The 22,016-nt window shown below is 66.3% G+C and carries 21 protein-coding genes; 12 read left to right on the plus strand and 9 right to left on the minus strand.

Annotated elements, in window-relative coordinates; all coding sequences use genetic code 11:
- Nucleotides 1-71 precede the first annotated feature (71 nt).
- Both GV161_RS15385 and GV161_RS15390 read left to right on the plus strand, forming a co-directional pair.
- A complete protein-coding gene (locus GV161_RS15385; RefSeq protein WP_152016523.1) occupies nt 72-2,273 on the plus strand; it encodes an esterase-like activity of phytase family protein in 2,202 nt (733 codons plus the stop codon).
- A 205-nt stretch (nt 2,274-2,478) separates the two neighbouring features.
- A complete protein-coding gene (locus GV161_RS15390; RefSeq protein ID WP_244624292.1) occupies nt 2,479-4,341 on the plus strand; it encodes a potassium transporter Kup in 1,863 nt (620 codons plus the stop codon).
- 109 nt (nt 4,342-4,450) lie between these two features.
- On the opposite strand, the gene GV161_RS15395 is transcribed toward GV161_RS15390, so the two are convergent.
- Complete coding sequence (locus GV161_RS15395) at nt 4,451-5,683, minus strand: argininosuccinate synthase (RefSeq protein WP_152016525.1); 1,233 nt, start codon at nt 5,681-5,683, stop codon at nt 4,451-4,453.
- Between the two features lie 205 nt (nt 5,684-5,888).
- Here GV161_RS15395 and GV161_RS15400 point away from each other — a divergent pair, with 205 nt between their 5' ends.
- Entirely contained in the window at nt 5,889-6,497 is a 609-nt protein-coding gene (locus tag GV161_RS15400) for a 2-hydroxychromene-2-carboxylate isomerase (protein WP_152016526.1), read from the plus strand.
- Here the strand turns inward: GV161_RS15400 and GV161_RS15405 are convergent.
- The 4 genes from GV161_RS15405 to GV161_RS15420 all read right to left on the minus strand — a co-directional run bounded on the left by GV161_RS15405 (nt 6,494) and on the right by GV161_RS15420 (nt 10,260).
- Nucleotides 6,494-7,564 carry a M48 family metallopeptidase gene (locus GV161_RS15405; RefSeq protein WP_152016527.1) on the minus strand — a complete coding sequence of 357 codons (1,071 nt, stop codon included), beginning with the start codon at nt 7,562-7,564 and terminating at the stop codon, nt 6,494-6,496. The genes GV161_RS15400 and GV161_RS15405 overlap by 4 nt on opposite strands.
- A 33-nt stretch (nt 7,565-7,597) precedes the next feature.
- A complete protein-coding gene (locus GV161_RS15410; protein ID WP_091833473.1) occupies nt 7,598-8,155 on the minus strand; it encodes a LemA family protein in 558 nt (185 codons plus the stop codon).
- A gap of 114 nt (nt 8,156-8,269) precedes the next feature.
- Nucleotides 8,270-8,467 carry a hypothetical protein gene (locus tag GV161_RS15415; protein ID WP_152016528.1) on the minus strand — a complete coding sequence of 66 codons (198 nt, stop codon included), beginning with the start codon at nt 8,465-8,467 and terminating at the stop codon, nt 8,270-8,272.
- A gap of 77 nt (nt 8,468-8,544) precedes the next feature.
- Complete coding sequence (locus GV161_RS15420) at nt 8,545-10,260, minus strand: cytochrome c biogenesis protein DipZ (RefSeq protein WP_152016529.1); 1,716 nt, start codon at nt 10,258-10,260, stop codon at nt 8,545-8,547.
- A 366-nt stretch (nt 10,261-10,626) separates the two neighbouring features.
- Between GV161_RS15420 and GV161_RS15425 the strand changes: the two genes are divergently transcribed.
- On the plus strand, nt 10,627-11,115 hold the full coding sequence (locus GV161_RS15425; RefSeq protein ID WP_152016530.1) for a MarR family transcriptional regulator: 489 nt from the start codon (nt 10,627-10,629) through the stop codon (nt 11,113-11,115).
- Nucleotides 11,116-11,127: 12 nt separating this feature from the next.
- Here the strand turns inward: GV161_RS15425 and GV161_RS15430 are convergent, their stop codons facing one another.
- On the minus strand, nt 11,128-12,135 hold the full coding sequence (locus GV161_RS15430) for an LLM class flavin-dependent oxidoreductase (RefSeq protein ID WP_152016531.1): 1,008 nt from the start codon (nt 12,133-12,135) through the stop codon (nt 11,128-11,130).
- A 327-nt stretch (nt 12,136-12,462) separates the two neighbouring features.
- On the opposite strand from GV161_RS15430, the gene GV161_RS15435 reads away from it, so the two are divergent.
- The 3 genes from GV161_RS15435 to GV161_RS15445 all read left to right on the plus strand — a co-directional run bounded on the left by GV161_RS15435 (nt 12,463) and on the right by GV161_RS15445 (nt 16,438).
- Nucleotides 12,463-12,885 carry a nuclear transport factor 2 family protein gene (locus tag GV161_RS15435; protein WP_152016532.1) on the plus strand — a complete coding sequence of 141 codons (423 nt, stop codon included), beginning with the start codon at nt 12,463-12,465 and terminating at the stop codon, nt 12,883-12,885.
- 467 nt (nt 12,886-13,352) lie between these two features.
- Nucleotides 13,353-15,059: a 30S ribosomal protein S1 gene (gene rpsA / locus GV161_RS15440; protein WP_091833499.1), complete on the plus strand. Its 1,707-nt coding sequence runs from the start codon at nt 13,353-13,355 to the stop codon at nt 15,057-15,059.
- Nucleotides 15,060-15,148: 89 nt separating this feature from the next.
- Nucleotides 15,149-16,438, plus strand: a complete 1,290-nt coding sequence (locus GV161_RS15445) for an Hsp70 family protein (protein WP_152016533.1) — start codon at nt 15,149-15,151, stop codon at nt 16,436-16,438.
- Between the two features lie 7 nt (nt 16,439-16,445).
- Here GV161_RS15445 and GV161_RS15450 read toward each other — a convergent pair whose 3' ends face one another.
- Nucleotides 16,446-16,820 carry a cupin domain-containing protein gene (locus GV161_RS15450; protein WP_152016534.1) on the minus strand — a complete coding sequence of 125 codons (375 nt, stop codon included), beginning with the start codon at nt 16,818-16,820 and terminating at the stop codon, nt 16,446-16,448.
- A 165-nt stretch (nt 16,821-16,985) separates the two neighbouring features.
- On the opposite strand from GV161_RS15450, the gene sppA reads away from it, so the two are divergent.
- The 4 genes from sppA to GV161_RS15470 are packed head-to-tail and all read left to right on the plus strand — an operon-like array spanning nt 16,986 to nt 19,579.
- Nucleotides 16,986-17,954, plus strand: a complete 969-nt coding sequence (gene sppA, locus GV161_RS15455; protein WP_152016535.1) for a signal peptide peptidase SppA — start codon at nt 16,986-16,988, stop codon at nt 17,952-17,954.
- 28 nt (nt 17,955-17,982) lie between these two features.
- Nucleotides 17,983-18,267 (plus strand): integration host factor subunit beta, encoded by a 285-nt coding sequence (ihfB, locus tag GV161_RS15460; RefSeq protein ID WP_091833512.1) that lies wholly within the window; start codon nt 17,983-17,985, stop codon nt 18,265-18,267.
- Nucleotides 18,268-18,288: 21 nt separating this feature from the next.
- Nucleotides 18,289-18,624 (plus strand): LapA family protein, encoded by a 336-nt coding sequence (locus GV161_RS15465; RefSeq protein WP_152016536.1) that lies wholly within the window; start codon nt 18,289-18,291, stop codon nt 18,622-18,624.
- Between the two features lie 10 nt (nt 18,625-18,634).
- Nucleotides 18,635-19,579 carry an ornithine cyclodeaminase family protein gene (locus tag GV161_RS15470; protein WP_152016537.1) on the plus strand — a complete coding sequence of 315 codons (945 nt, stop codon included), beginning with the start codon at nt 18,635-18,637 and terminating at the stop codon, nt 19,577-19,579.
- A gap of 9 nt (nt 19,580-19,588) precedes the next feature.
- On the opposite strand, the gene GV161_RS15475 is transcribed toward GV161_RS15470, so the two are convergent.
- A complete protein-coding gene (locus tag GV161_RS15475; protein ID WP_152016538.1) occupies nt 19,589-19,762 on the minus strand; it encodes a DUF3309 family protein in 174 nt (57 codons plus the stop codon).
- A gap of 91 nt (nt 19,763-19,853) precedes the next feature.
- Nucleotides 19,854-20,837 carry a tripartite tricarboxylate transporter substrate binding protein gene (locus GV161_RS15480; RefSeq protein ID WP_152016539.1) on the minus strand — a complete coding sequence of 328 codons (984 nt, stop codon included), beginning with the start codon at nt 20,835-20,837 and terminating at the stop codon, nt 19,854-19,856.
- Nucleotides 20,838-20,986: 149 nt separating this feature from the next.
- On the opposite strand from GV161_RS15480, the gene mepA reads away from it, so the two are divergent.
- Nucleotides 20,987-21,928 (plus strand): penicillin-insensitive murein endopeptidase, encoded by a 942-nt coding sequence (gene mepA, locus GV161_RS15485; protein WP_152016540.1) that lies wholly within the window; start codon nt 20,987-20,989, stop codon nt 21,926-21,928.
- Nucleotides 21,929-22,016: the final 88 nt, after the last annotated feature.

Raw genomic sequence — 22,016 nt, forward strand, 5'->3', positions numbered from 1 at the left:
GTCACGAAACTGTCGCCTGTGCTCACTAGCCGGAAGGCCTGCCTCCCCACCCTGCGGAACAGGACCGTCCCATGCGCAAATCCCTTGTCCTTGCGGCTCTCGCGACGTTCCTCGCTGGCGGAACGGCGCTCGCCGAGCCGACCTTCAACCGCATCGCCACCTTCCAGGTGCCGCTGAATCTCCCGGCTGATCGCGACGCGAAGAAGAAGACGGTCGCGGAGATCATTTCGGCCAACGAGGCCGGAACCCTGCTCGCCTATACCGACGCGGAGCAGAAGGCGATCGGCCTGATCGACATCACCACCGCCAATGCGCCCAGGCCCGCCGGCTTCATCCCGGTCGGCGGTGAGCCGACCTCGGTCGTGATCCTCGGCGAGCGCGCCTTTGCCGTCGTCGTCAGCTCCGGCGACAACTTCAAGGAGCCGGCCGGTCATCTCGCCTCCATCGATCTGAAGACGAAGCAGGTCGTGGCCAAATGCGAGCTCGGCGGCCAGCCGGATTCGATCGCGCTGACCAAGGACAAGGGCAAGCTCGCCATCGTCATCGAGAACGAGCGCGACGAGAAGCTGAACAAGGGCGACCTGCCGCAGCTTCCCGCCGGCAATCTCACCTTGGTCGGCATCAAGAGCGGCGAGGCCGACTGCGCCTCGAAGCAGATCGTCGACCTCACCGGCATCGCCGCGGTCGAGCCGACCGATCCGGAGCCGGAATTCGTCGACGTCAACCAGGACGGCCTCGCCGTGGTGACGCTGCAGGAGAACAACCACATCGCCGTGGTCGACACCAAGACCGGCAAGCTCGTCGCGCATTTCCCGGCCGGCACCGTCGATCTCACGAACATAGACAAGACCCGCGACGGCCAGATCAAGCCGGTCGAGGAGCTGAAGGGCGTGCGCCGCGAGCCCGATGCGGTGCGCTGGCTCGACAATGACCGCTTCGTCACTGCCAATGAAGGTGACTGGAAGGGTGGTTCGCGCGGCTTCACCATCTTCCGCAAGGACGGCACGGTCGAGTTCGACGCGGGCAACATGGTCGATCACATCGCCATCCGCCTCGGCCATTACCCGGAGAGGCGCTCGGCTGCTAAGGGCAGCGAGCCGGAGGGCATCGAAGTCGGTACCTATAATGGCGAGCGCCTGTTCTTCGTTGGCCTGGAGCGGGCCTCGCTCGTGCTCGTCTTCAAGGATGAGGGACCGGGCAAGGCGCCGCGCTACCTGCAGGCGCTGCCGGGCGGCATCGCGCCTGAAGGCCTGCTGGCGATCCCGCAACGCAATCTCTTCGTCAGCGCCTCCGAAGCCGATCTCGGGGAAAAGGGTGGCGCGCGCTCGGCCGTGACCATCTATGAGCGCAGCGAGGCGCCGGCAGCCTATCCGACCATCGTCTCGGCCGATGTCGACGGCCTCCCGCTCGGCTGGGGCGCGCTCTCAGGCCTCGCCGCGCATCCCGAGCTTCCGGGCCAGCTCTTCAGCGTCACCGACAGCGCCTATACGCCCTCGCGCATCCTCGAGATCGACGCGTCGAAGAAGCCGGCGACGATCACCGGCGCGATCACCGTGACCAAGGATGGAAAGCCCGCCTCCTACGATCTCGAGGGGATTGCGACGCGTCCCGGCGGCGGCTTCTGGCTGGCTTCGGAGGGAGCCCCTGAGCGCAAGGAGAAGCCGACGCAGAACCTGCTGCTGCGCGCCTCGGCCAAGGGCGAGATCGAGGAGGAGATCGCCCTGCCGGAAGAATTCGCCGCCAAAGCGATCAACCAGGGCTATGAGGGCGTCGCCGTCACCGGCTCCGGCCAGAACGAGACGGTCTGGATCGCAGTCCAGCGCGAGTGGAAGGACGACCCCAAGGGCAAGGTCAAGATCCTGACCTACAAGCCTTTTACCAAGAGCTGGGGCATCCTCCACTACCCGCTGACGGCTCCTGCCGCCGGCGCCTGGATGGGTCTCTCGGAGCTGACCTATCTCGGCGACGACAGCTTCGCGGTGATCGAGCGCGACAACCAGTTCGGCACCAAGGCGGTGAAGACGCTGGCGACCTTCTCGGTCAAGGGATTGAAGCCGGCGCCGTTCGGCTCCTCGGAGATCCCGACGGTCGAGAAGAAGCTGCTGCGCGACCTGACGCCGGACCTGATGAAGCTCGGTGGCTACGGGCTCGACAAGGTCGAGGGCATGGCGGTCGACAAGGATGGCAACCTCTTCGTCGTCACCGATAATGACGGCGTCGACGATTCCTCCGGCGAGACCCAGTTCTTCGCCTTCGGCAAGCTCGCGAAGTAAGACGGCACGATAAGAGGCCGGCGAGTTCTTCCCGCCGGCCTACCGACCTCTTCGGGTGTTGCTGCTCCGCAGCGTAATCCCGCGGCTCCAGCCTTGCTGTCGTTGCCGCTGCGTGCCCTACTCCTGCAAAAGGGGAGGACGGCGCATGACCCAAGGGGTTCTGTCACAGGGCAGCGCGCCATCTCATGGCGAGCAGCACGGCTCCATGCCGGCCCTGACGCTCGGCGCGCTCGGCGTCGTCTACGGCGACATCGGCACCAGCCCGCTCTATGCGCTGAAGGAAGCCGCCCGCGCCGCGAGTGCCGGCGGAGCCCTTCAGCCCGCAGCCGTCGTCGGTTGCGTTTCGATGATCCTGTGGGCTTTGATCCTGGTCATCTCGCTCAAATATTCGCTGCTGATCATGCGCGCCGACAATCGCGGCGAAGGCGGCATCATGGCGATGCTGGCCCTGCTCAAGGCGCGCCATGCCAAGCCGGGCTCGGCACGGGCCTATGTCCTCGTGGTCGGGCTTGTCGGTGCAGCGCTGCTCTATGGTGACGGCGCCATCACGCCGGCGATTTCCGTGCTGAGCGCGGTCGAAGGCCTCAAGGTCGATGCACCGTTCCTGGCGCCGGCGATCGTTCCGCTGAGCGCCACGATCCTGATCGGCGTCTTCCTCGTGCAGAGCAAGGGTACGGGTTTCATCGGCAAGCTGTTCGGGCCGGTCATGCTGCTCTGGTTCATCGCCCTCGCTCTGCTCGGCATCCGGGGGATCCTGATGGCGCCGGAGATCCTTTCCGCCATCAATCCGTTCAACGCGCTCTACTTCATCACCCACACCGCCCCGCTTGTCGGCTTCGCGGTTCTCGGCGCGACCTTCCTGGCCGTGACCGGCGGCGAGGCGATGTATGCGGATATGGGTCATTTCGGCCCGCTACCGATCCGCATCGCCTGGCTGACGGTCGTGCTCCCCGCGCTGATGCTGAACTATTTCGGCCAGGGCGGCCTGCTGCTGACCCATCCCGAGGCGCTCGACAACCCGTTCTATCAGCTCGCCCCCGATTGGGCGCATTATCCGATGGTGCTCTTCGCGACGGCCGCCGCCGTCATCGCCTCGCAGGCGGTGATTACCGGCGCTTTCTCGCTGACCCGGCAAGCCGTGCAGCTCGGCCTCTTCCCGGCGATCCACATCAAGCACACGGCGGATGACCAGAAGGGGCAGATCTACATCCCGATCGTCAACTGGATGATCTGCCTGGCGACCCTGACCTCGGTCTTCATGTTCCGCTCCTCCGATGCGCTGGCCGGCGCCTACGGCATTGCCGTTTCCCTGCTGATGGCGATCACCACCGGGCTCGCGGCGCTGATCGCGCTGAAATGGGGCTACAACCCGATCCTCGTCGTGGCGGTCAACGGCTTCTTCCTGCTGATCGATCTCGCCTTCTTCTCGGCGAACCTGCCGAAGCTGCACGAGGGTGGCTGGTACCCGCTGCTGCTGGCCCTGGTGCTGACGATGATCATGCTGACCTGGCGGCGCGGCCTTGTTCTGGTGGAGGCGGCGCGCGCCCGCCAGCGCGAGCCGGAGAAGGCGTTCCTGGACATGCTGGCGACGAACCCGCCGCTACGCCTGCCTGGGACGGCTGCCTTTCTGGCCTCGGCCGCGCGCGGGCTCCCGCTTTCGCTCACGCATTTCGTCCGCCACAACCACGCTTTGCACGAGCGCGTCCTGCTGGTGACCGGCAAGCTCGAGGAGATTCCCCGCGTCTCCGACGAGAACCGGATCGAACTGGTCGAACTGGCCCCCAGCGTTACGCGCGTGATCCTGCATTTCGGCTTCATGGAAACGCCGCACATCCCGAGCGGCTTGCGCTGCGGCGTCGAGCACGGCCTGCTGCAGGGCGTCGATCTTGCTGAGATGTCGTATTATATCGGCCGCGAGACGGTCATTCCCCGCGAGGACATCGCGGGGATGGCGATGTGGCGCGAAGCGCTCTTCGCCTTCATGCAGCGCAATGCCGAGCGGTCCGCTGCGCATTTCCACATCCCGGCCAAGCAGGTCGTGGAGGTCGGGGTCGAGATCGAGATCTGATCTTGCGCGGAATTTCTCCCGCAACAAAAAAAAGCTGGTCACCCCCGGGGGCGAAGGGAGCCCCGGGGTGACCAGCGTTTCAATCGATCCAGGCCGATGCCTGTCGGTCTCAGAGCCCCAGCTTGCGCTTGCGCTGGCCGAGCGTGCGCAGGCGCAGTGCGTTGAGCTTGATGAAGCCGGCGGCGTCGCGATGGTCGTAGGCGACGGCGCCCTCTTCGAAGGTGACGAGGTCCTGATCGTAGAGCGAATAGGGGCTGGAGCGGCCGATGACATGCACGCCGCCCTTGTAGAGCTTGAGCCGCACCTGGCCGGCGACGAACTCCTGGCTCTTGTCGATCAGCGCCTGCAGCATCTCGCGCTCCGGCGAGAACCAGAAGCCGTTATAGATCAGCTCGGCATATTGCGGCATGAGCTGATCCTTGAGATGGGCGGCGCCGCGATCGAGCGTGATCGACTCGATGGCGCGGTGCGCGACGGCCAGGATCGTGCCGCCGGGCGTCTCGTACATGCCGCGGCTCTTCATGCCGACGAAGCGGTTCTCGACCAGGTCGAGCCGGCCGATGCCGTTGTCACGGCCGAGCTCATTGAGCTTGGCCAGCAGCTTGGCGGGCGAGAGCTGGACGCCGTCGATCGCGACCGCATCGCCCTTGGCGAAGTCGATGCTGATGACCGTCGGCTTGTCCGGCGCCTCCTCGGGCGAGATCGTGCGCGAATAGACATAGTCCGGCACTTCCTGCGCCGGGTCCTCCAGCACCTTCCCCTCGGAAGAGGCGTGCAGCAGGTTGGCGTCGACCGAGAACGGCGCTTCGCCGCGCTTGTCCTTGGCGATCGGGATCTGGTGCTGCTCGGCGAAGGCGATCAGCTGCTCGCGCGAGCGCAGATCCCATTCGCGCCAGGGCGCGATCACATGGACGTCGGGCTTCAGCGCATAGGCGGTCAGTTCGAAGCGGACCTGGTCGTTGCCCTTGCCGGTGGCGCCATGGGAAATCGCGTCGGCGCCGACACGGTCGGCGATCTCGATGAGCTTCTTGCCGATCAGCGGGCGGGCGATCGAGGTTCCCAGCAGATATACGCCCTCATAGGCGGCATTGGCCCGGAACATCGGGAAGACATAGTCGCGGACGAACTCTTCCCGCAGGTCCTCGATATGGATGTTCTCGGGCTTGATGCCGAGCAGCAGCGCCTTCTGGCGGGCCGGCTCCAGCTCCTCGCCCTGGCCGAGATCGGCGGTGAAGGTCACGACCTCGCAATTATAGGTGGTCTGCAGCCATTTCAGGATGATCGAGGTGTCGAGCCCGCCGGAATAGGCGAGTACGACCTTGTTCACGCGCTTGTCGGCCATGGACTGGTCTTCCTGCAGTGGCGGCACGGGGGCTCGTGCCTGGAGTAGAGAATGCGACCTGGCCGGCCGCATTTCGGACGTAACCGGGCACTATCGCAGGGTTCGGGGCGACGCAATCGGAACCTTCTGATCGATCTGGCGTCATCCGCTGATGGGTTGCCGCCCGCAATGCGGGCGGAGCGATGCGTTGCTGGTTGGGGGTCAGATGCCGAATCGTCCTGTTCTGGATTTCTGGTACGAGTTCGCGTCGACCTATTCCTGCCTGAGCGCCCTGCGGATCGAGGAACTGGCCGAGGCGGCTGGCGTCGATGTGCGCTGGCGGCCCTTCCTGCTGGGGCCGATCTTCGCCGCGCAGGGCTGGACCAGCTCGCCCTTCAACCTCTATCCGAACAAGGGCCGCTATATGTGGCGCGATGTGGCGCGCCGCGCTGGCCGGGCCGGTCTCACCATCGTCAAGCCCGAGACCTTCCCGCAAAACTCGCTGATCGCGGCGCGGCTCGCGCTGGCCGGACGCGAGGCCGGCTGGCTGCCAGCCTTCTCCAAGGCGCTGTTCCGTGCTGAGTTCGGCGAAGGCCGCAACATCGCTGAAGAGACGGTGCTGACGGCAGCTCTACGCGAGGCGGGCGCCGACCCCACCGCCGCTTTTTCCGCCTCGCGCAGCGAGGAGGTCAAGGGTCGGCTCAAGGCCGAGACCGAGCTCGCCAAATCGCTCGGGATATTCGGCGCACCGACCTTCGTCACCGGCGACGGCGAACTGTTCTGGGGCGACGACCGGCTCGAGGAAGCGCTCGGCTGGGCGAAGGACGGGCGCTAGCCGCCAGTCGGCGGCGCCGGGCGCGACCACGGCCCGTGCGCGGCCGAGGTCTCGGCGATCTCCGGCAGCGTCTGCCTTTCGCTGATTTTCGGCGGGCCGGGCGGGGCCTGCGGCGGCAGGCGTCCGCCGGCTGTCTGCACCAGCGCCTGCACCCGCTTGGTGACGGACGGATGAGTCGAGAACAGGTCGGCGAAATCGTCGGGATCGTTCTCGAAGCACATGTCCATCACGCCCGACGGGACATTGTCGATGTCGGCGCGGCCGGAGATTTTCAGCAGCGCCGAGATCATCGCGTCGGGGTTCTTGGTCAGCTCGACCGCCCCGGCATCGGCGAGATATTCGCGGGCCCGCGACAGCGACAGCCGGATCAGCACGGCGAGCAGCCACGCGACGGCGATCACCGCGAAGCCGAGGATGATCGCAAAGCCGCTGCCCTTCTTGTCGCCGTCCGAGGAGATGCGAACCCGCCCGAGATTGCGGAACACGACTTCGCCGACGAAGGAGATGATGCCGGCGATCACCACGGCGATCACCATCAGCCGGACGTCGCCATTGCGGATATGGGTCAGCTCATGCGCGATGACAGCCTCGATCTCGGCGTCATTGAGCTGCTCGATCAGCCCGGTGGTCAGCGTCACCGTGAACTGCTTGTCATTGACGCCGCTGGCGAAGGCGTTGAGCGCGTCGCTCTGGATGATGGCGAGCTTCGGCGTCACCATGCCGCGCGAGATACAGAGGTTCTCCAGCATCCGGTAGAGCTTGGGCTGCGCCTCGCGCGTCACGCCCTCGGCGCCAGAGACCGCCTCGATCAGTCCGACATTGATCTTGAAGCCGATCAGGACCCAGGCGCCGGTGGCGAGCGTGATGAAGGGCAGCCAGGACCAGAAGCGCTGGCCGACGAAGTTCAGCACTGTGCGCCCGCGCGGCACGCCGACATAGCCATAGCCGACCAGCATCACGCCCCAGACGGTCAGGTAGACCATCAGGAAGAGCCCGATGATCAGGGCGATCGACCGGGTCCGGTTGTTGCGCTGATGGGTGTAGAGCCCGAAGGCTTCCCCCGGCATCGCCGCAGCTCCGCTGTGAGGCTATCGCGCCGCTCAGAACTTCACGGTCGGTGCGACTTCGATCTGCTTGCGCGTCTCTTCGCCGACATCGAAGAACTCGCGCGGGCTGAAGCCCATCTGCGGCGCGAAGAACACGGCCGGGAAGGCCTGGATCGCCGCGTTGAACTCGCTGACCGCATTGTTGAAGAAGCGCCGCGCCGCCGCCAGCTTGTCCTCGACATTGCCGAGGTCCTGCTGGAGCTGCTGGAAGTTCGCGCTCGCCTTGAGGTCCGGATAGGCCTCGCCCAGTGCCAGCAGGCGGCCAACGGCGCCGGTGAGCTGCTGCTCCGCCACGGCCTGGTCGTGCGGACCGGTCGCGGCCTGGGCCTGGTTGCGCGCCTTGATCACCGCGTCGAAGGTTTCCTTCTCGTGAGTGGCATAGCCCTTCACGGTCTCGACCAGGTTCGGGATCAGGTCATGGCGCTGCTTCAGTTGTACATCGATGTCGGCGAAGGCCTGGTTGACGCGCTGGCGCATCGCGACGAGGCCGTTATAGGTCATGATCAGCCAGACCACGACGACGACGATCAGTCCAAGGACGACCCAACCCATGGTGTTCTCCTTCGGCTCAGGCGATCTTGCGGCACAGGCGATCTCGCCGGCAACCTTGCATGAAGGGCGACGATAGGGAAGCTGCCGCCGCCCGCAGCGAGCGCCTTGCGTCGGTCAGGCCGGCTTTCCGACGCTGCTGCACGCGATCATCCTGATCGTCGCGATCACCGCGACCGCCGAAATTGCGGTCGCCAGCGAGAACAGCGCGCCATAGCCCAGCGTATCGGCGAGCTTGCCGGCCAGCATCGAGCCGGCGAGATAGACCAGCAATTGCCCCACCTTGATACCGTTCAGGGCGAGTGCAATGCGCACCCGTGCGGTCGCGGACGAGATTTCGGTGAGATAGAGTTTATTGTTTCCTCCCAGTCTCTTCTTGATTGGCGGCCTGCTCAGCCGAAGGTGAAGGCGTAGGCGCGCGCGCCGGGATCGAGGAACTCGATGCTGAAGTCGCGAGGCTTCACCTGCCCGTCCTGGCGGACCAGCTGGTAGAGCCGCTCGTCAGCGATCGTGCCGTAGCCCTCGGCGTCGATATCGGCGCCATGGGCGTTGCCGGGTGCGGCGCCGTCGATGGTGACGCGGAAGCGGACCGGCGGGCTGCCGGGCAAGCGGCCCATCACCAGATGCAGGTCGCGGGCATGGAAGCGATGATTGATCCGCCCACCGGCCTGCTGCGACGTGGCGAACTCGCCGGCGACGGTCCAGCTGCCAGACAGGCTCCACTGGTTGAGGCGAGGCGAGGTGGCGGCCTCGTAGGTCACTGGATCATCGGCCCGGATGCCGCCGGGCGAGGCGAAGCCGTTCGTGCGGGCATGGCCGAGATAGGTCTCCGGCGAGCGCAGATTGGCGAAGTCGGGCGCTCCTTGCGCGCCCTCGGCCGAGACCTTGGCGATTCCGGGCTCGACCGTGCTGCCGGCCTCGGCGAGCAGCGACTGGATCAGCCGCTCGGAGGCGGCGTAGTCGCCTTCGCCGAACTCGTGATGGCGGGTGCGGCCCTGCGTGTCGATGAAGTAGCGGGCAGGCCAGGCCTGGTTGCCGAAGGCGCGCCAGACCGCATAGTCGTTGTCGAGCGCGACCGGATAGGTCACGCCGAGTGCCGCAACCGCCTTGCGGACATTGGCGGGGTCCTTCTCGAAGGCGAATTCCGGCGTGTGCACGCCGACCACGACGAGGCCGCGATCCCGGTACTTCTCGGCCCAGGCCCGGACGTAGGGCAGCGAGCGCAGGCAGTTGATGCAGGAATAGGTCCAGAAATTCACCAGCACGACCTTGCCGCGCACGCTCTCGGCGGTGAGCGGCTCGCGGTCGAGCCATTGCTTGGCGCCGAACAGCGGCTTGGCAGCCGGCTGCGCCTGTGCGGTTGTGACAAGGCTCGGGGCAGCCGGCATGGTGATATCGAGGAGGCGTTGCTCAAGCGCAGCCGTGGTCGGCGCCGACAGGCGGGTGAGGACGCTGGTGTCGATGCCGAAGGCGATTGCGACACTGCTTGCGACCACGGCGAGACCAAGGCCGCGCCTCACGGGTTCGAGGAGAGCGGCGGGGCGCCGGGCCCACGCCAGCAGCCGATTGCCCAGCAGGAGAACGGCAGCCAGCGCCGTCGCCGCGCCGGCGGCATAGGCGAAGAGCAGGAGCGCGGTGGTCAGGCCCGGCCCGCCGAGAGCGGCGCCGGCGAGGATCAGGCCGAGCACCGGCCCGGCGCACGGCGTCCACAACAGGCCCGTGGCGATGCCGAGCAAAGCCGAGGAGACCGGCCGCAGATCGGTGCGGCCGGCCGTTCCTGCTACGCGCGTCAGCTTCTCACCGAGCGCGGTCAACGGCGCGGCGAGGCGTGCCGCCAATGCCGGGAACAGCAGGGCCAGCCCGAACAGGGCGACGAGGCCGAGCGCGACGGTGCGGCCATGGCTGTTGAGCGCGATTGCCCAGTTGCCGGCGACGGCGGCAAGGCTCGCGACTCCCGCGAAAGCCAACGCCATGCCGAGCAGCATCGGCAAGGTGCCGGTCCGGAACGGCTGGCCGGTCCGTGTCAGCACGAAGGGCAGGACCGGCAGGATGCAGGGGCTGGCGATGGTCAGGATGCCGGCGAGATAGGCGAGGGCGAAGTTCATCATGTCATCTCCTCGGGGGGCGTCAGGGATGAGCTGCGGGGCGCCGTGGCGGAGCATTCGATGTGGTGATCGGGCTGGGGCCGTAGCTGCGCGGGCCAGTGAAGGCGGTGCAGGTCATCGCAAAGCTCGCGGTCGCGGCCAGCATTGCAGCAGCCAGTAGGCGGCGCACGGCCGAAGCGGGCTCTGCCGAGCTCTGGGCAGTCGCCGTGGCGGGCAAGGAAGCGATGCGGGCCATGTGATACTCCGATCATTTACTTGTTGAGCGATTCAATCGCTCGACAAGTAAATGATCGGGGCGCCTCACTCAATCGCTTGAAAACAAATCGCGCATCAAATACCTGTGAGCGATCCTTTTTCGGGAGGAGTGCAATGGCTGGTGAGACAGGACGGGCGGAGCAGCAGGGCGAGGCCGACAGGCTGCCGGGGCTCGACGAATTCCTCTGCTTTGCGGTCTATTCGACCAATCTCGCCTTCAACCGCGTCTACAAGCCGTTGCTCGACGAACTCCGGCTGACCTATCCGCAATATATTGCGTTGGTCGCCCTTTATGAGACGGCGGATCAGACCGTCGGCCAGCTCGGCGAAAAGCTCTTCCTCGATTCCAGCACATTGACGCCGCTGCTGAAGCGGCTGGAGGCGATGGGCGCGGTGACGCGCCAACGCGACCCGCGGGACGAGCGACAGGTCCGCATTAATCTGACGGCGCAGGGCCGCGCGCTTCGCGAGCGGGGCAGGGCGGTCCGGCTCAGCATGCAGCGCGCGACGGGCCTTGCTCCTGATGAGCAGCGCCATCTGCGCGAAGAGATGGTTCGGCTGCGGGCAAATCTCACCGCGGCCGAATATGAACGCCGCTCCTGAGCGGCGGCTCGGTCAGGCTGCGACCGCCACCAATCCCAGTGCCGGCTGGATCTCTGCCAGCAGCTCGTAGGAGCGCTTGCGGGCCGCATGGTCGAAGATCGCCGAGGCGACGATCAGCTCGTCCGCCTTGGTCTTCTCGATGAAGGCCTGCAACTGCGCCCGCACGCTCTCGCGCGAACCGACGAAGGAGCAGGCCAGCATGCGCTGCGCCTGCGCCTTCTCCGGGCCGGACCAATAGGTCTCGATGTCGTCGATCGGCTTCGGCAGCAGGCCACGCCGGCCGCGCAGCATGTCGGCGAAGCGCTGCTGCACCGAAGTGAAGAGGTGATGCGCTTCGGCGTCCGTCTCGGCGACGACAACGTTGCAGCCGACCATCGCGTAGGGCCTGTCGAGCTGGGTCGAGGACTGGAAGCGCTCGCGATAGACGGCCAGCGCGTCCATCAGCGCATCCGGCGAGAAATGCGAGGCGAAGGCGTAGGGCAGGCCGAGCACGGCGGCGAGCTGCGAGCCGAACAGGCTGGAGCCGAGAATCCAGAGCGGGACATTGGTGTTGGTGCCCGGCACGGCCTGGATCACCTGATCCGGCTGCAACGGTCCGAGCAGCGCCTGCAACTCCAGCACGTCCTGCGGGAAGCGCTCGGACGCGTCGGCCTCGCGCCGCAGCGCGCGCCAGGTGCGCTGGTCGGTGCCGGGCGCACGGCCGAGCCCGAGGTCGATGCGGCCGGGATAGAGCGTCTCCAGCGTGCCGAACTGCTCGGCGATCACGATTGGCGAATGGTTCGGCAGCATGATCCCGCCGGCCCCGACGCGGATCGATTTGGTGCCTTCGGCGACGTAGCCGATCGCGACCGAGGTCGCGGCGCTGGCGATGCCGGTCATATTGTGGTGCTCGGCCAGCCAGAAGCGGGTGTAGCCGAGCCTTTCGGCATGGCGGGCGAGGTCGCGGCTGTTGTGGAGGGCGTCTGCTGCGGTCGACCCCTCGGCAATGAAGGCGAGGTCGAGGATGGAAAGCGGGAACATTGGGCTTTTCCCTTGCATCGCTCCGGCTTGGCGCCGGGCTTCGTCGCGAAAGATCGGCAGCCTTCCGGCGGCTCGCAAGGTCGCTCCACGCATGCGCGACCGGCATTACGCGCCCAGGGTATCGCTTCGAATCCAATTTCACATGCCGTCATTTTCGCGGCAGCACTGCTGCGCGACTTCTCGGGGATGACAAGGGGAGCTGATTCAACTGTCAGCCAAACGCATCAGAAGGCGACGTGAAGCTCGCTCTGGATGGCTTGTTCCTGTCACGATATGGCCGGGCGCCCAGGGTAAGGCTGCGCCTCACTTCAAAGGGGCGCCAAAGCAATGTCAGAAGAGACAGTTACGAGTGATCTGTTCGACCGTTGGCAACGGGTGTGGGTCGACGGGGAGTTTGACCTCGTGCCCAGCTGTCTAGGCGAACATTACATCAGGCACGACCATAATGGAGATCGGGTCGTCGCGCGTGATGACTATGCCGCCGAACTTGCGCAACTTCGCAAGGATCGCCCCGGCATCAGCGTCACCGTCTACGATCACGCGTTCAAGGGGAACCGCGCGTGGTTTCGGTTCGCCTTCAAATGGTCTGATCTGGAGACCGGCGAGCCGCGCCAGCAGGCGGGCATGCAATCCTACCGGACCGAAGGAGGCAAGCTCGTCGAGACCTGGATGTCCATGATGCCCACGGGCTCGCGATGGAGCGATGCCGAGGCCCAGGATACCTGGACGAGTGCCCCGCCTATCAAATAGGTCCCACTGCGGCCTTGGGTTCTGACAAAAAGCTGCGAGGCCACCTCTGGAGCTTGTTCGTGCCGTCGTGCATTGGGGACTTTCATGGTGCCGGCCTGTCGGCGTTCTTTGAAAGCAGCTGAATTCTATTTCAGCTGCTGCTGGTCCAGGTTTCCTCGAATCGAAGCGATTGCCTCGGCCGTGAGCCGCAATCCGCTTGCGGAATGCGCTGATAATCGCTAGGTCAGCCTCGTCCGAAGGGCCGTGATCGATCACAGCCGGGGGCGGCCGACCGGCCTGCTCCCGTTTTGTGTTTGGAAAACGGGCCTTTTGATGCGGATCGGCCCCTGCGGCCAGGCGCCGCCGTCCATGGGATGGCTCGCTCCACGAGTGGAGCACCGCGCGGATCGATCCGGTGTGCAGCACCAACCCAATCGGCGTCTTGGCCGGACATCCGCGGGATACGCGGCCGGCGTTCAGGAGCACATATGTCAGCTGTCGAAAGCTATAGCGCGGGTCGCGAGGATTTCGCCGCCCTGCTCGAGGAATCGTTCACCCGGAACGAGGCCCTCGAAGGTACCGTCATCAAGGGCAAGGTCGTTGCCATTGAGAAGGACATGGCGATCATCGACGTCGGTCTGAAGACCGAAGGTCGCGTCGCCCTCAAGGAATTCACCGGCCCGGGCCGGGACGAGGAGCTCAAGGTCGGCGACGAGGTCGAGGTCTATCTCGACCGGATCGAGAACGCGCTCGGCGAAGCCGTCATCTCGCGCGACAAGGCCCGCCGTGAAGAGAGCTGGGTCAAGCTCGAGAAGGCGTTCGAGGCCCGCGAGAAGGTCATGGGCAACATCTTCAACACGGTCAAGGGTGGCTACACCGTCGATCTCGACGGCGCCGTCGCCTTCCTGCCGCGTTCGCAGGTGGACATCCGCCCGATCCGCGACGTCGGCCCGCTGATGGGTCAGCCGCAGCCCTTCGAGATCCTCAAGATGGATCGTCGCCGCGGCAACATCGTCGTCTCGCGCCGCACCGTGCTCGAAGAGACTCGCGCCGAGGCTCGTTCCGAGCTCGTCGCCTCGCTCGAAGAGGGCCAGGTCATCGACGGCGTCGTCAAGAACATCACCGAATACGGTGCGTTCGTTGATCTCGGCGGCATTGACGGCCTGCTGCACGTGACCGACATGGCCTGGCGCCGCGTCAACCATCCGTCCGAGGTCGTGACCATCGGCCAGACGGTCAAGGTCAAGATCATCAAGATCAACCAGGAGACGCATCGCATCTCGCTCGGCATCAAGCAGCTGCTGGCCGATCCGTGGGATGGCATCGCCGCTCGTTATCCGGTCGGTACGCGCCTCAAGGGTCGTGTCACCAACATCACGGACTACGGCGCGTTCGTCGAAGTGGAGCCGGGCATCGAAGGCCTGATCCACGTCTCCGAGATGTCCTGGACCAAGAAGAACGTCCACCCCGGCAAGATCGTCTCGACCTCGCAGGAAGTCGACGTCGCGATCCTCGAGGTCGATCAGGTCAAGCGCCGCATCTCGCTCGGCCTCAAGCAGACCCTGCGCAACCCGTGGGAAGTCTTCGCCGAGCAGCATCCGGCTGGTTCGGTCGTCGAGGGCGAGGTCAAGAACAAGACAGAGTTTGGTCTGTTCCTCGGCCTCGAGGGCGACATCGACGGCATGATCCATCTGTCGGACCTGGATTGGAACCGTCCGGGCGAGCAGGTGATCGAGGAGTACAAGAAGGGCGACATGCTCCAGGCGGTCGTCCTCGATGTCGACGTCGAGAAGGAGCGCATCTCGCTCGGCTTGAAGCAGCTTGGCGGCGATCCCTTCGTGGATGCCGGCGAGTTCAAGAAGGGCCAGGTCGTGACCTGCGAGATCATCGACGTCAAGGACGGTGGTCTCGACGTCAAGATCTCCGGCACGGACATGACAACCTTCATCAAGCGCGCCGAAATCGCGCGTGACCGTGCCGAGCAGCGCCCCGAGCGCTTCGCGGCCGGCGAGAAGGTCGACGCCCGCGTCATCCTCTTCGACAAGAAGGCCCGCAAGATCCAGGTCTCGATCAAGGCCCTGGAAGTGGCCGAGGAGCGCGAGGCGATGGCCACCTACGGCTCGGCCGACTCGGGTGCTTCGCTCGGCGACATCCTCGGCGCCGCCCTCAAGAAGGCGACGACCGACAAGAAGTGATCATCAGGCCGCATCTCGCGGCCTGACCAATCCATCGGCCCGCGCGGAGAAATCCGCGCGGGCTTTTGTTTCGGCTGAAGGAGGTAAAGATGCAGGACGCAGCGATCGGGATCGATTTCGGCACCACGAACAGCGTGGTCGCGCTCGCACGTCCTGATGGTTCGGTGACGACCCGCAGCTTCGCCACCAGGCAGGGCGCCGTCGACGCCTATCGCTCGGCGCTGATGTTCTGGCGCGAGGGCCGCCCGCCCCACGCCCATGTCACCCATGTCAGCGGCCCCGACGCACTCGACATGGCGCTCGGCATGACCACCGAGCACCGCTTCCTGCAATCGCTGAAGACGCATCTGTCGAGCCGCGCCTTCCAGGAGACGCGCCTGTTCGGCAAGCTCTTTCGGCTGGAGGATCTGATCGCAGTCTTCCTGAGCGACCTCTCCGCCGGGCTGGACGACCTCGGCGAGCGCAGCGTCCTCTCCGGCCGCCCCGTCGTCTTCGCCGGCGACCGGCCCGACGAGACGCTGGCGCTCTCGCGCCTCTCGGCCGCCTATGGCAAGGCCGGCATGAGCAAGGTCGATTTCGCCTATGAGCCGCTCGGCGCCGCCTACTGGTACGCACGCGATCTCAAGACGCCGCAGACCATGCTGGTCGCAGACTTCGGCGGCGGCACCAGCGACTTCTCGGTGATGCGCTTCGAGCCCGGTGGCAATGGGACCTTGCAGGCCGTGCCGCTCTCCCATGCCGGTGTCGGTATCGCCGGCGACACCTTCGACTACCGCATCATCGAGCACGCGGTCTCGCCGCTGCTCGGCAAGGGCTCGGACTATCTCTCCTTCGGCAAGCGCCTGCCGATCCCGGCGCATTACCACGCCGCCTTCGCGCAATGGCACCGGCTCTCGCTGATGAAGAGCCGGGAGACGATGACCGAGCTCAAGGCGCTGATCCGCGACGCAGTCGAGCCCGGCAGGCTCGAGGATCTGATGACGGTGATCGAATACGATCTCGGCTACGAGCTCTATCGTGCCGTCTCGGCGACCAAGATCGCGCTCTCCTCGCAGGAGGAGGCGCAGCTCAGCTTCGACCAGATGGGCGTGCGCATCGACCGCACCGTGACGCGGGCCCTGTTCGACCGCTGGATCGCCGAGGATGTCGCGGCGATTGAAGGCGCTCTCGACGAGGCGCTGGCCACCGCCGGCGTCGCCGGCGACAAGATCGAGGCGGTGTTCATGACCGGCGGCACCTCCTATGTGCCGGCGGTGCGCGCCTTGTTCGACCGGCGCTTCAGCCCGCAGCGCATCCATATCGGCGACGCCTTCCGCTCGGTCGCGAGCGGCCTTGCCCTGCTCGCGCTCGACCGGCAGCGGGCGCTCGCCGCGGCCTGAAGGCCGCTCAGACCCAGAGATCGTTCTGCGCCGTCCGCGCGCCGCCCTCGTGGCCGGTGTTGAGCGTGCCGCGCGGCTCGATCAGCAGCATGCAGACCTCCTTTTCGGCGAAAGGCTTGTGCTCCTTGCCCTTGGGCACGACGAACATCTCGCCGGGGCCGACGGTGACCGAACCGTCGCGGAAGTCGATCCGCAGCGAGCCCTCGATCACGAGGAAGGCTTCGTCGGTCTCGGGATGATCGTGCCAGATGAAGTCGCCTTCGATCTTGACGATCTTGATCTGATAATCGTTGAGCTCGGCCATGACGCGCGGCTGCCATTGCTCGTGAATGTGGCCGAGCTTCTCGGCGAAGTTGATGGCGCGATAGGTGTTTTCGGGCATCTCGATGGGGCTCCGATCAAGGGATCGGCATGTTCGGTGCCTGCCATCGTCATGTCTTGAACGATCGTGCCGCGGCCGCCGCGGCTGCCGACGCGACAACTGCCGTCTTGCCCGTCTGGTACCGCGGGGCTACATCACAGGCCCCGCCAACCGGAGCCGCCGACAATGTCGTCCGATGCCGATCTGCTCGCCGATCGTCGCAGCTTGCGGCGCAAGCTTTCGCTCTGGCGGTTGCTCGCGCTTGCCGGCGTCGTCGTCATGGTCGTCGCCGGCGCGCTCGTCTGGAGCGGGCGCCTGCCGGGCAGCACCGCCCAGGCGCATATCGCGCGCGTCACCATTTCCGGCTTTATCTCCGGCGATCGCCGCACGCTCGAGCTGATCAAGTCGCTGGAGGAAAGCCGCGCCAGCGCCGTGCTGCTCAGCATCGACAGCCCGGGCGGCACTGTGACCGGCTCCGAAGCCGTCTATGATGCGGTCCGCCGTCTTGCCGCCAAGAAGCCCGTCATCGCGGTGGTCGACGGCATGGCCGCCTCCGGCGGCTATATCGTCGCGCTCGGCAGCGAGCGCATCGTCGCACGCCAGACTTCGATAGTCGGCTCGATCGGCGTGATCGCCCAGATTCCCAATGTCGCCCGGCTTCTCGACACGATCGGCGTCAAGTTCGAGATCACACGCTCGAGCCCGCTCAAGGCGGCGCCGAGCGGCCTCGAGCCGACTTCGCCGGAGGCGGCCGCCGAGACTGCTCGCGTGATCGCCGACAATTACGACTGGTTCAAGCGGCTGGTCGGCGAACGCCGCAAGCTCGCCGACCCCGAGATCGCCGCAGTGTCCGACGGCCGCGTCCATTCCGGCCGCCAGGCGATCAAGCTCAAGCTCATCGACGAGGTCGGCAGCGAGCAGGAGGCGATCGCCTGGCTCGAGCGCGAGAAGGGTGTCGGCAAAGATCTGCCCGTGCGCGACTGGCGCCGCCGCAGCGAATCCTCCTCCTATGGCCTGTGGAGCGCAAGCGAAGCGATGGCGCGCGCCGCCGGCCTGGAGGAGCTCGCGGCCCTGCTCGCGCGTGCTGCTGAAACTCCGGTTGGACTGCGGCTTGACGCGCCCTTGGCGCTCTGGCAGCCTGCCGTCGAAAAGTGACGATGTTACAAGCGGTTATATTGCACCCATGATAAAATCAGAACTCGTCCAGCGCATCGCCGAGCGCAACACCCATCTCTACCAGCGCGATATCGAGAACATCGTCGGCTCGATCCTCGACGAGGTCGTCAAGGCGCTCGCGCGTGGCGACCGGGTCGAGCTGCGCGGCTTCGGCGCCTTCTCGACCAAGGAGCGTGCCGCCCGGGTCGGCCGCAATCCGCGCACCGGCGATTCCGTCAAGGTCGACCAGAAGTTCGTGCCGGTCTTCAAGACCGGCAAGGAGCTGCGCATGCGGCTGAACGGCAAGGCCTGAGATGGGTTGGAGGAGAGCGGGATGAAGGCTTTCTTCAAGGCGCTGGTGCTCGTTCCGGTGGCGCTGATCGTGGTGCTGTTCTCGGTGGCGAACCGCGCCCCGGTCCGGGTCTCGTTCGATCCGATCAGCCGCGATGCGCCGGCCTTCGCGCTCGACCTGCCGCTCTTTGCCGTGATCCTCGCCGCCATCGCCGTCGGCATCCTGATCGGCGGCTTCGCCTCCTGGCTGGCGCAGGGCAAGCATCGCAAGGCGGCGCGGGTCAATCGTCGCGAGGCCGACAAGCTGCGTGGCGAGGCGCAGTCGCTGCGCGCCGCCGTGCCGGATTCGGCGCTGCCGGCGCTGACCAGCCGCGTCTGAAGCCACCATCATGCGCTTCTTCTCCGCCGCCGAGATCGACGGCCTGCTGAATTTCCCCGCTTTGGTCGATGCGCTCGCCGAAGCCTTCCGCGGCGGCATCGTCACGCCGGTGCGTCATCACCATGAGGTCGAACGCCCGGATGCGGCCGCGACTCTCCTGCTGATGCCGGCCTGGACGGCGCCGGAGGAAAAGCCAGCCTTCCTCGGCACCAAGGTCGTCACGGTATTCCCTGGCAATGCCGCGGTGAGCCTGCCGAGCGTGATGGGCAGCTATCTTTTGATGGACGGAGCGAGTGGTGCGCCGCTCGCAGCGCTGGATGGCGCGCGTCTGACGTTGTGGCGCACTGCAGCGGCCTCCGCGCTCGCCTCGCGCATGCTGGAGCGCCCTGACACCAAGCGGATGCTGATGGTCGGCGCCGGTGCACTTTCGACCTTCCTGGTCAAGGCGCATCGCAGCGTCCGCCATTTCGAGGACATCGCGATCTGGGCTCGGCGACCCGAGGCTGCCGCCGAGGTCGTGGCCGAGCTGTCACGCGACGGCATCGAAGCGCGCGTCGCGGACAATCTGGAAGCCGAGGCGCGTCAGGCCGACCTCATCTCCTGCGCGACGCTGTCGCGCGAGCCGCTGATCCAGGGCCGCTGGCTGAAACGTACTGCCCATCTCGATCTGGTAGGCGCCTTCAACCTGTCGATGCGCGAGGCCGATGACGAGGCGCTGCAACGCGCCCATGTCTTCGTCGATACGCAAGCCGCGCTGCATGAGGGCGGCGACGTTGCCGTCGCGATCAAGGCGGGGACCTACACGGCGGAGCAGGTTTCCGGCACTCTGGCCGGTCTCTGTCGCGGCGAATATGACGCCGCCGCCGAGCGCGACGACGTCACCTTGTTCAAGTCAGTCGGCACCGCGCTCGAGGATCTCGCTGCCGCCATGCTGGTCTGGAAGCTGGCGAACTGAAGCGCGTCGTCAGACCCTGACGGCCGGGCCGCCTAGGGCCCCGAGCAGCCACAGCACGATCACGATGGTCAGGACCAGGCCGACAACACCGCCGAGGCCGGCTCCGCCATAGCTTCGATGGCCATAATACCCGCCGCCGCCGAGCAGGATGACGAGCAGGATGATGATGAGGAGTGTGGACATGGTTCGCGCCCCTTCTTCCGTCCGCCCGCCTCGTCAGTTGTCGGCGAGCGAGCGTTGGAAGAACGTCGGGCGCGAACCGTAGGTTCCCGTGCTACTCCGCCTTGATGCCGACCTCGCGGATCAGGCCGACCCATTTCGTCTGCTCGGCACGAACGAAGGCGGCGAGCTCGGCCGGTGTGTTGCCGACCGGCTGGGCAGCGAGCTGGTCCATCTTGCCGCGCACCACGGGGTCGGCGATCGCGGCCTTGGTCTCGGCCTGCATCCGGTCGACGATCGCTTGTGGCGTCTTCGCCGGCGCGAACAGGGCGAACCAGGAGGAGACGTCGAAGCCCGGCACAAGGTCGTTGATCGGCGGAAAATCGGAGGCGGTCGGTGCACGCTGCGCGGTGGTGACGCCGAAGCCGCGCACCGTGCCGGCGCGGACTTGGGGCAGGGCGGCGGTGATGTTGTCGAACATCAGGTCGACGCGCCCGCCGATCAGGTCCTGCATCGCCTGCGCCGAGCCGCGATAGGGCACATGCACCATCTTGATGCCGGTCAGCTTCTGGAAGAGTTCGCCGGCGAGGTGGATCGAGGTGCCGACACCGGAGGAGGCATAGGTCAGCTTGCCGGGATTGGCCTTGCCATAGGCGATCAGCTCGGCTGTGTCCTTGACCTTCAGCGTCGGGCTGACGACGAGCAGGTTCGGCACCAGCGCGACCATGGTGATCGGAGCGAAATCAGTCAGCGGGTCGTAGTTGACCTTGGCGTAGAGCGCCGGATTGGCGACGAGGCCGACTGAGACGATCAGCAGGGTGTCACCGTTCGGCTCGGACCGCGCCACCGCCTCGACGCCGATATTGCCGCCGGCACCCGCCCGGTTCTCGACCACGAAGGTCGCGCCGAGCGCCTGGCCGACCTTGTCGGCAACCAGCCGTCCGAGGATATCGGTGGCGCCGCCGGGCGTGAACGGCACGACCAGTTTGGGCGTGCGCCCTTGCGGCCAGGCGCCCTGTGCGCGGCCAGCCGCGGGCAAGGCGAGCGCGGCGCCGAGGCCGCCGAGCAAGGCGCGGCGGTCGAGTGTGAAACGGCTCATCGTCGGATGTCTCCTCCAGATACGTTCGCCGGTGGGCTTGCCGCCCGTTTTTCGGCAGTGAAGACGCTGCCGCCTCCCATGCGCCCTGTCCAGCCCATTGAGCGGGCAGTGGCTTGACCTCGGCGCGAGCGGCCTGCGATTCTGCCGCCATGCAAACGCTTCGTCGCTTCGCCCCCCTGATTCTCCTGCCGTTGCTCATGATCACGGGAGCTGCGCGCGCCCAGTCCACCGGCGAGGCGGAGGCGAAGACCCGCGCTGCCAATATCGCGGCGTACCCGGATGCAGCCCGTGCCCTGTTCGGCCAGAAGACCACGCCGGCCGCCTTGAGGGCGCGCTCGATCGGCTCCTATGCCCGCGGCTGCCTGGCCGGCGCGACGGCGCTGCCGGTCGATGGCGAGAACTGGCAGGTCATGCGCCTCGCCCGCAACCGCAACTGGGGCCACCCCGAGCTGATCTCCTTCCTCGAGCATTTCGCTCGCGAGGTGCCGAAGATCACCGGCTGGCCTGGCCTCCTGGTCGGCGACATCTCGCAGCCGCGCGGCGGGCCGATGCTGACCGGCCACGCCTCGCACCAGATCGGGCTCGATGCCGATATCTGGCTGACGCCGATGCCGAGGAAGCGGCTCGACAGCGACGACCGCGAGAACATGTCGGCGGTCAACATGGCTCGCTCCGACTGGCGCGACGTCAATCCGAAGAACTGGACGCCGGCGCATACCCGGCTGATCAAGGCGGCGGCGAGCGAGCCCAAGGTTGAGCGCATCTTCGTCAATCCGGCGCTCAAGGTCGCGCTCTGCCGCGAGGCCGGCTCGGACAAGGCCTGGCTGGGCAAGGTCCGGCCGATCTGGGGCCACAACTACCACTTCCATATCCGGCTGAGCTGCCCGCCCGGCATGGAGGGCTGCCAGGGCCAGGAACCGCCCAATTTCGGCGATGGCTGCGGCGCGGAACTCGATGGCTGGGTCGAGAAGCAGTATCAGGCGATCTTCAATCCGCCCAAGCCGAAGCCGGGCCCGAAGCCGAAGCCCAAGCCGCCCATGTCGCTCGACGCACTTCCGGCCGAGTGCCGACAGGTGCTGGTGTCGCGCTAAGGGGCGCGGATCGGCGGTCGCTTCTTCCGTTTTCGCGTCCTAACCTGACAGCGCGCGAGGTTCCGCATTTTGCGAGGCCGCGTCGCTG

The sequence above is a fragment of the Bosea sp. 29B genome, assembly GCF_902506165.1.
Lineage (GTDB): Bacteria > Pseudomonadota > Alphaproteobacteria > Rhizobiales > Beijerinckiaceae > Allobosea.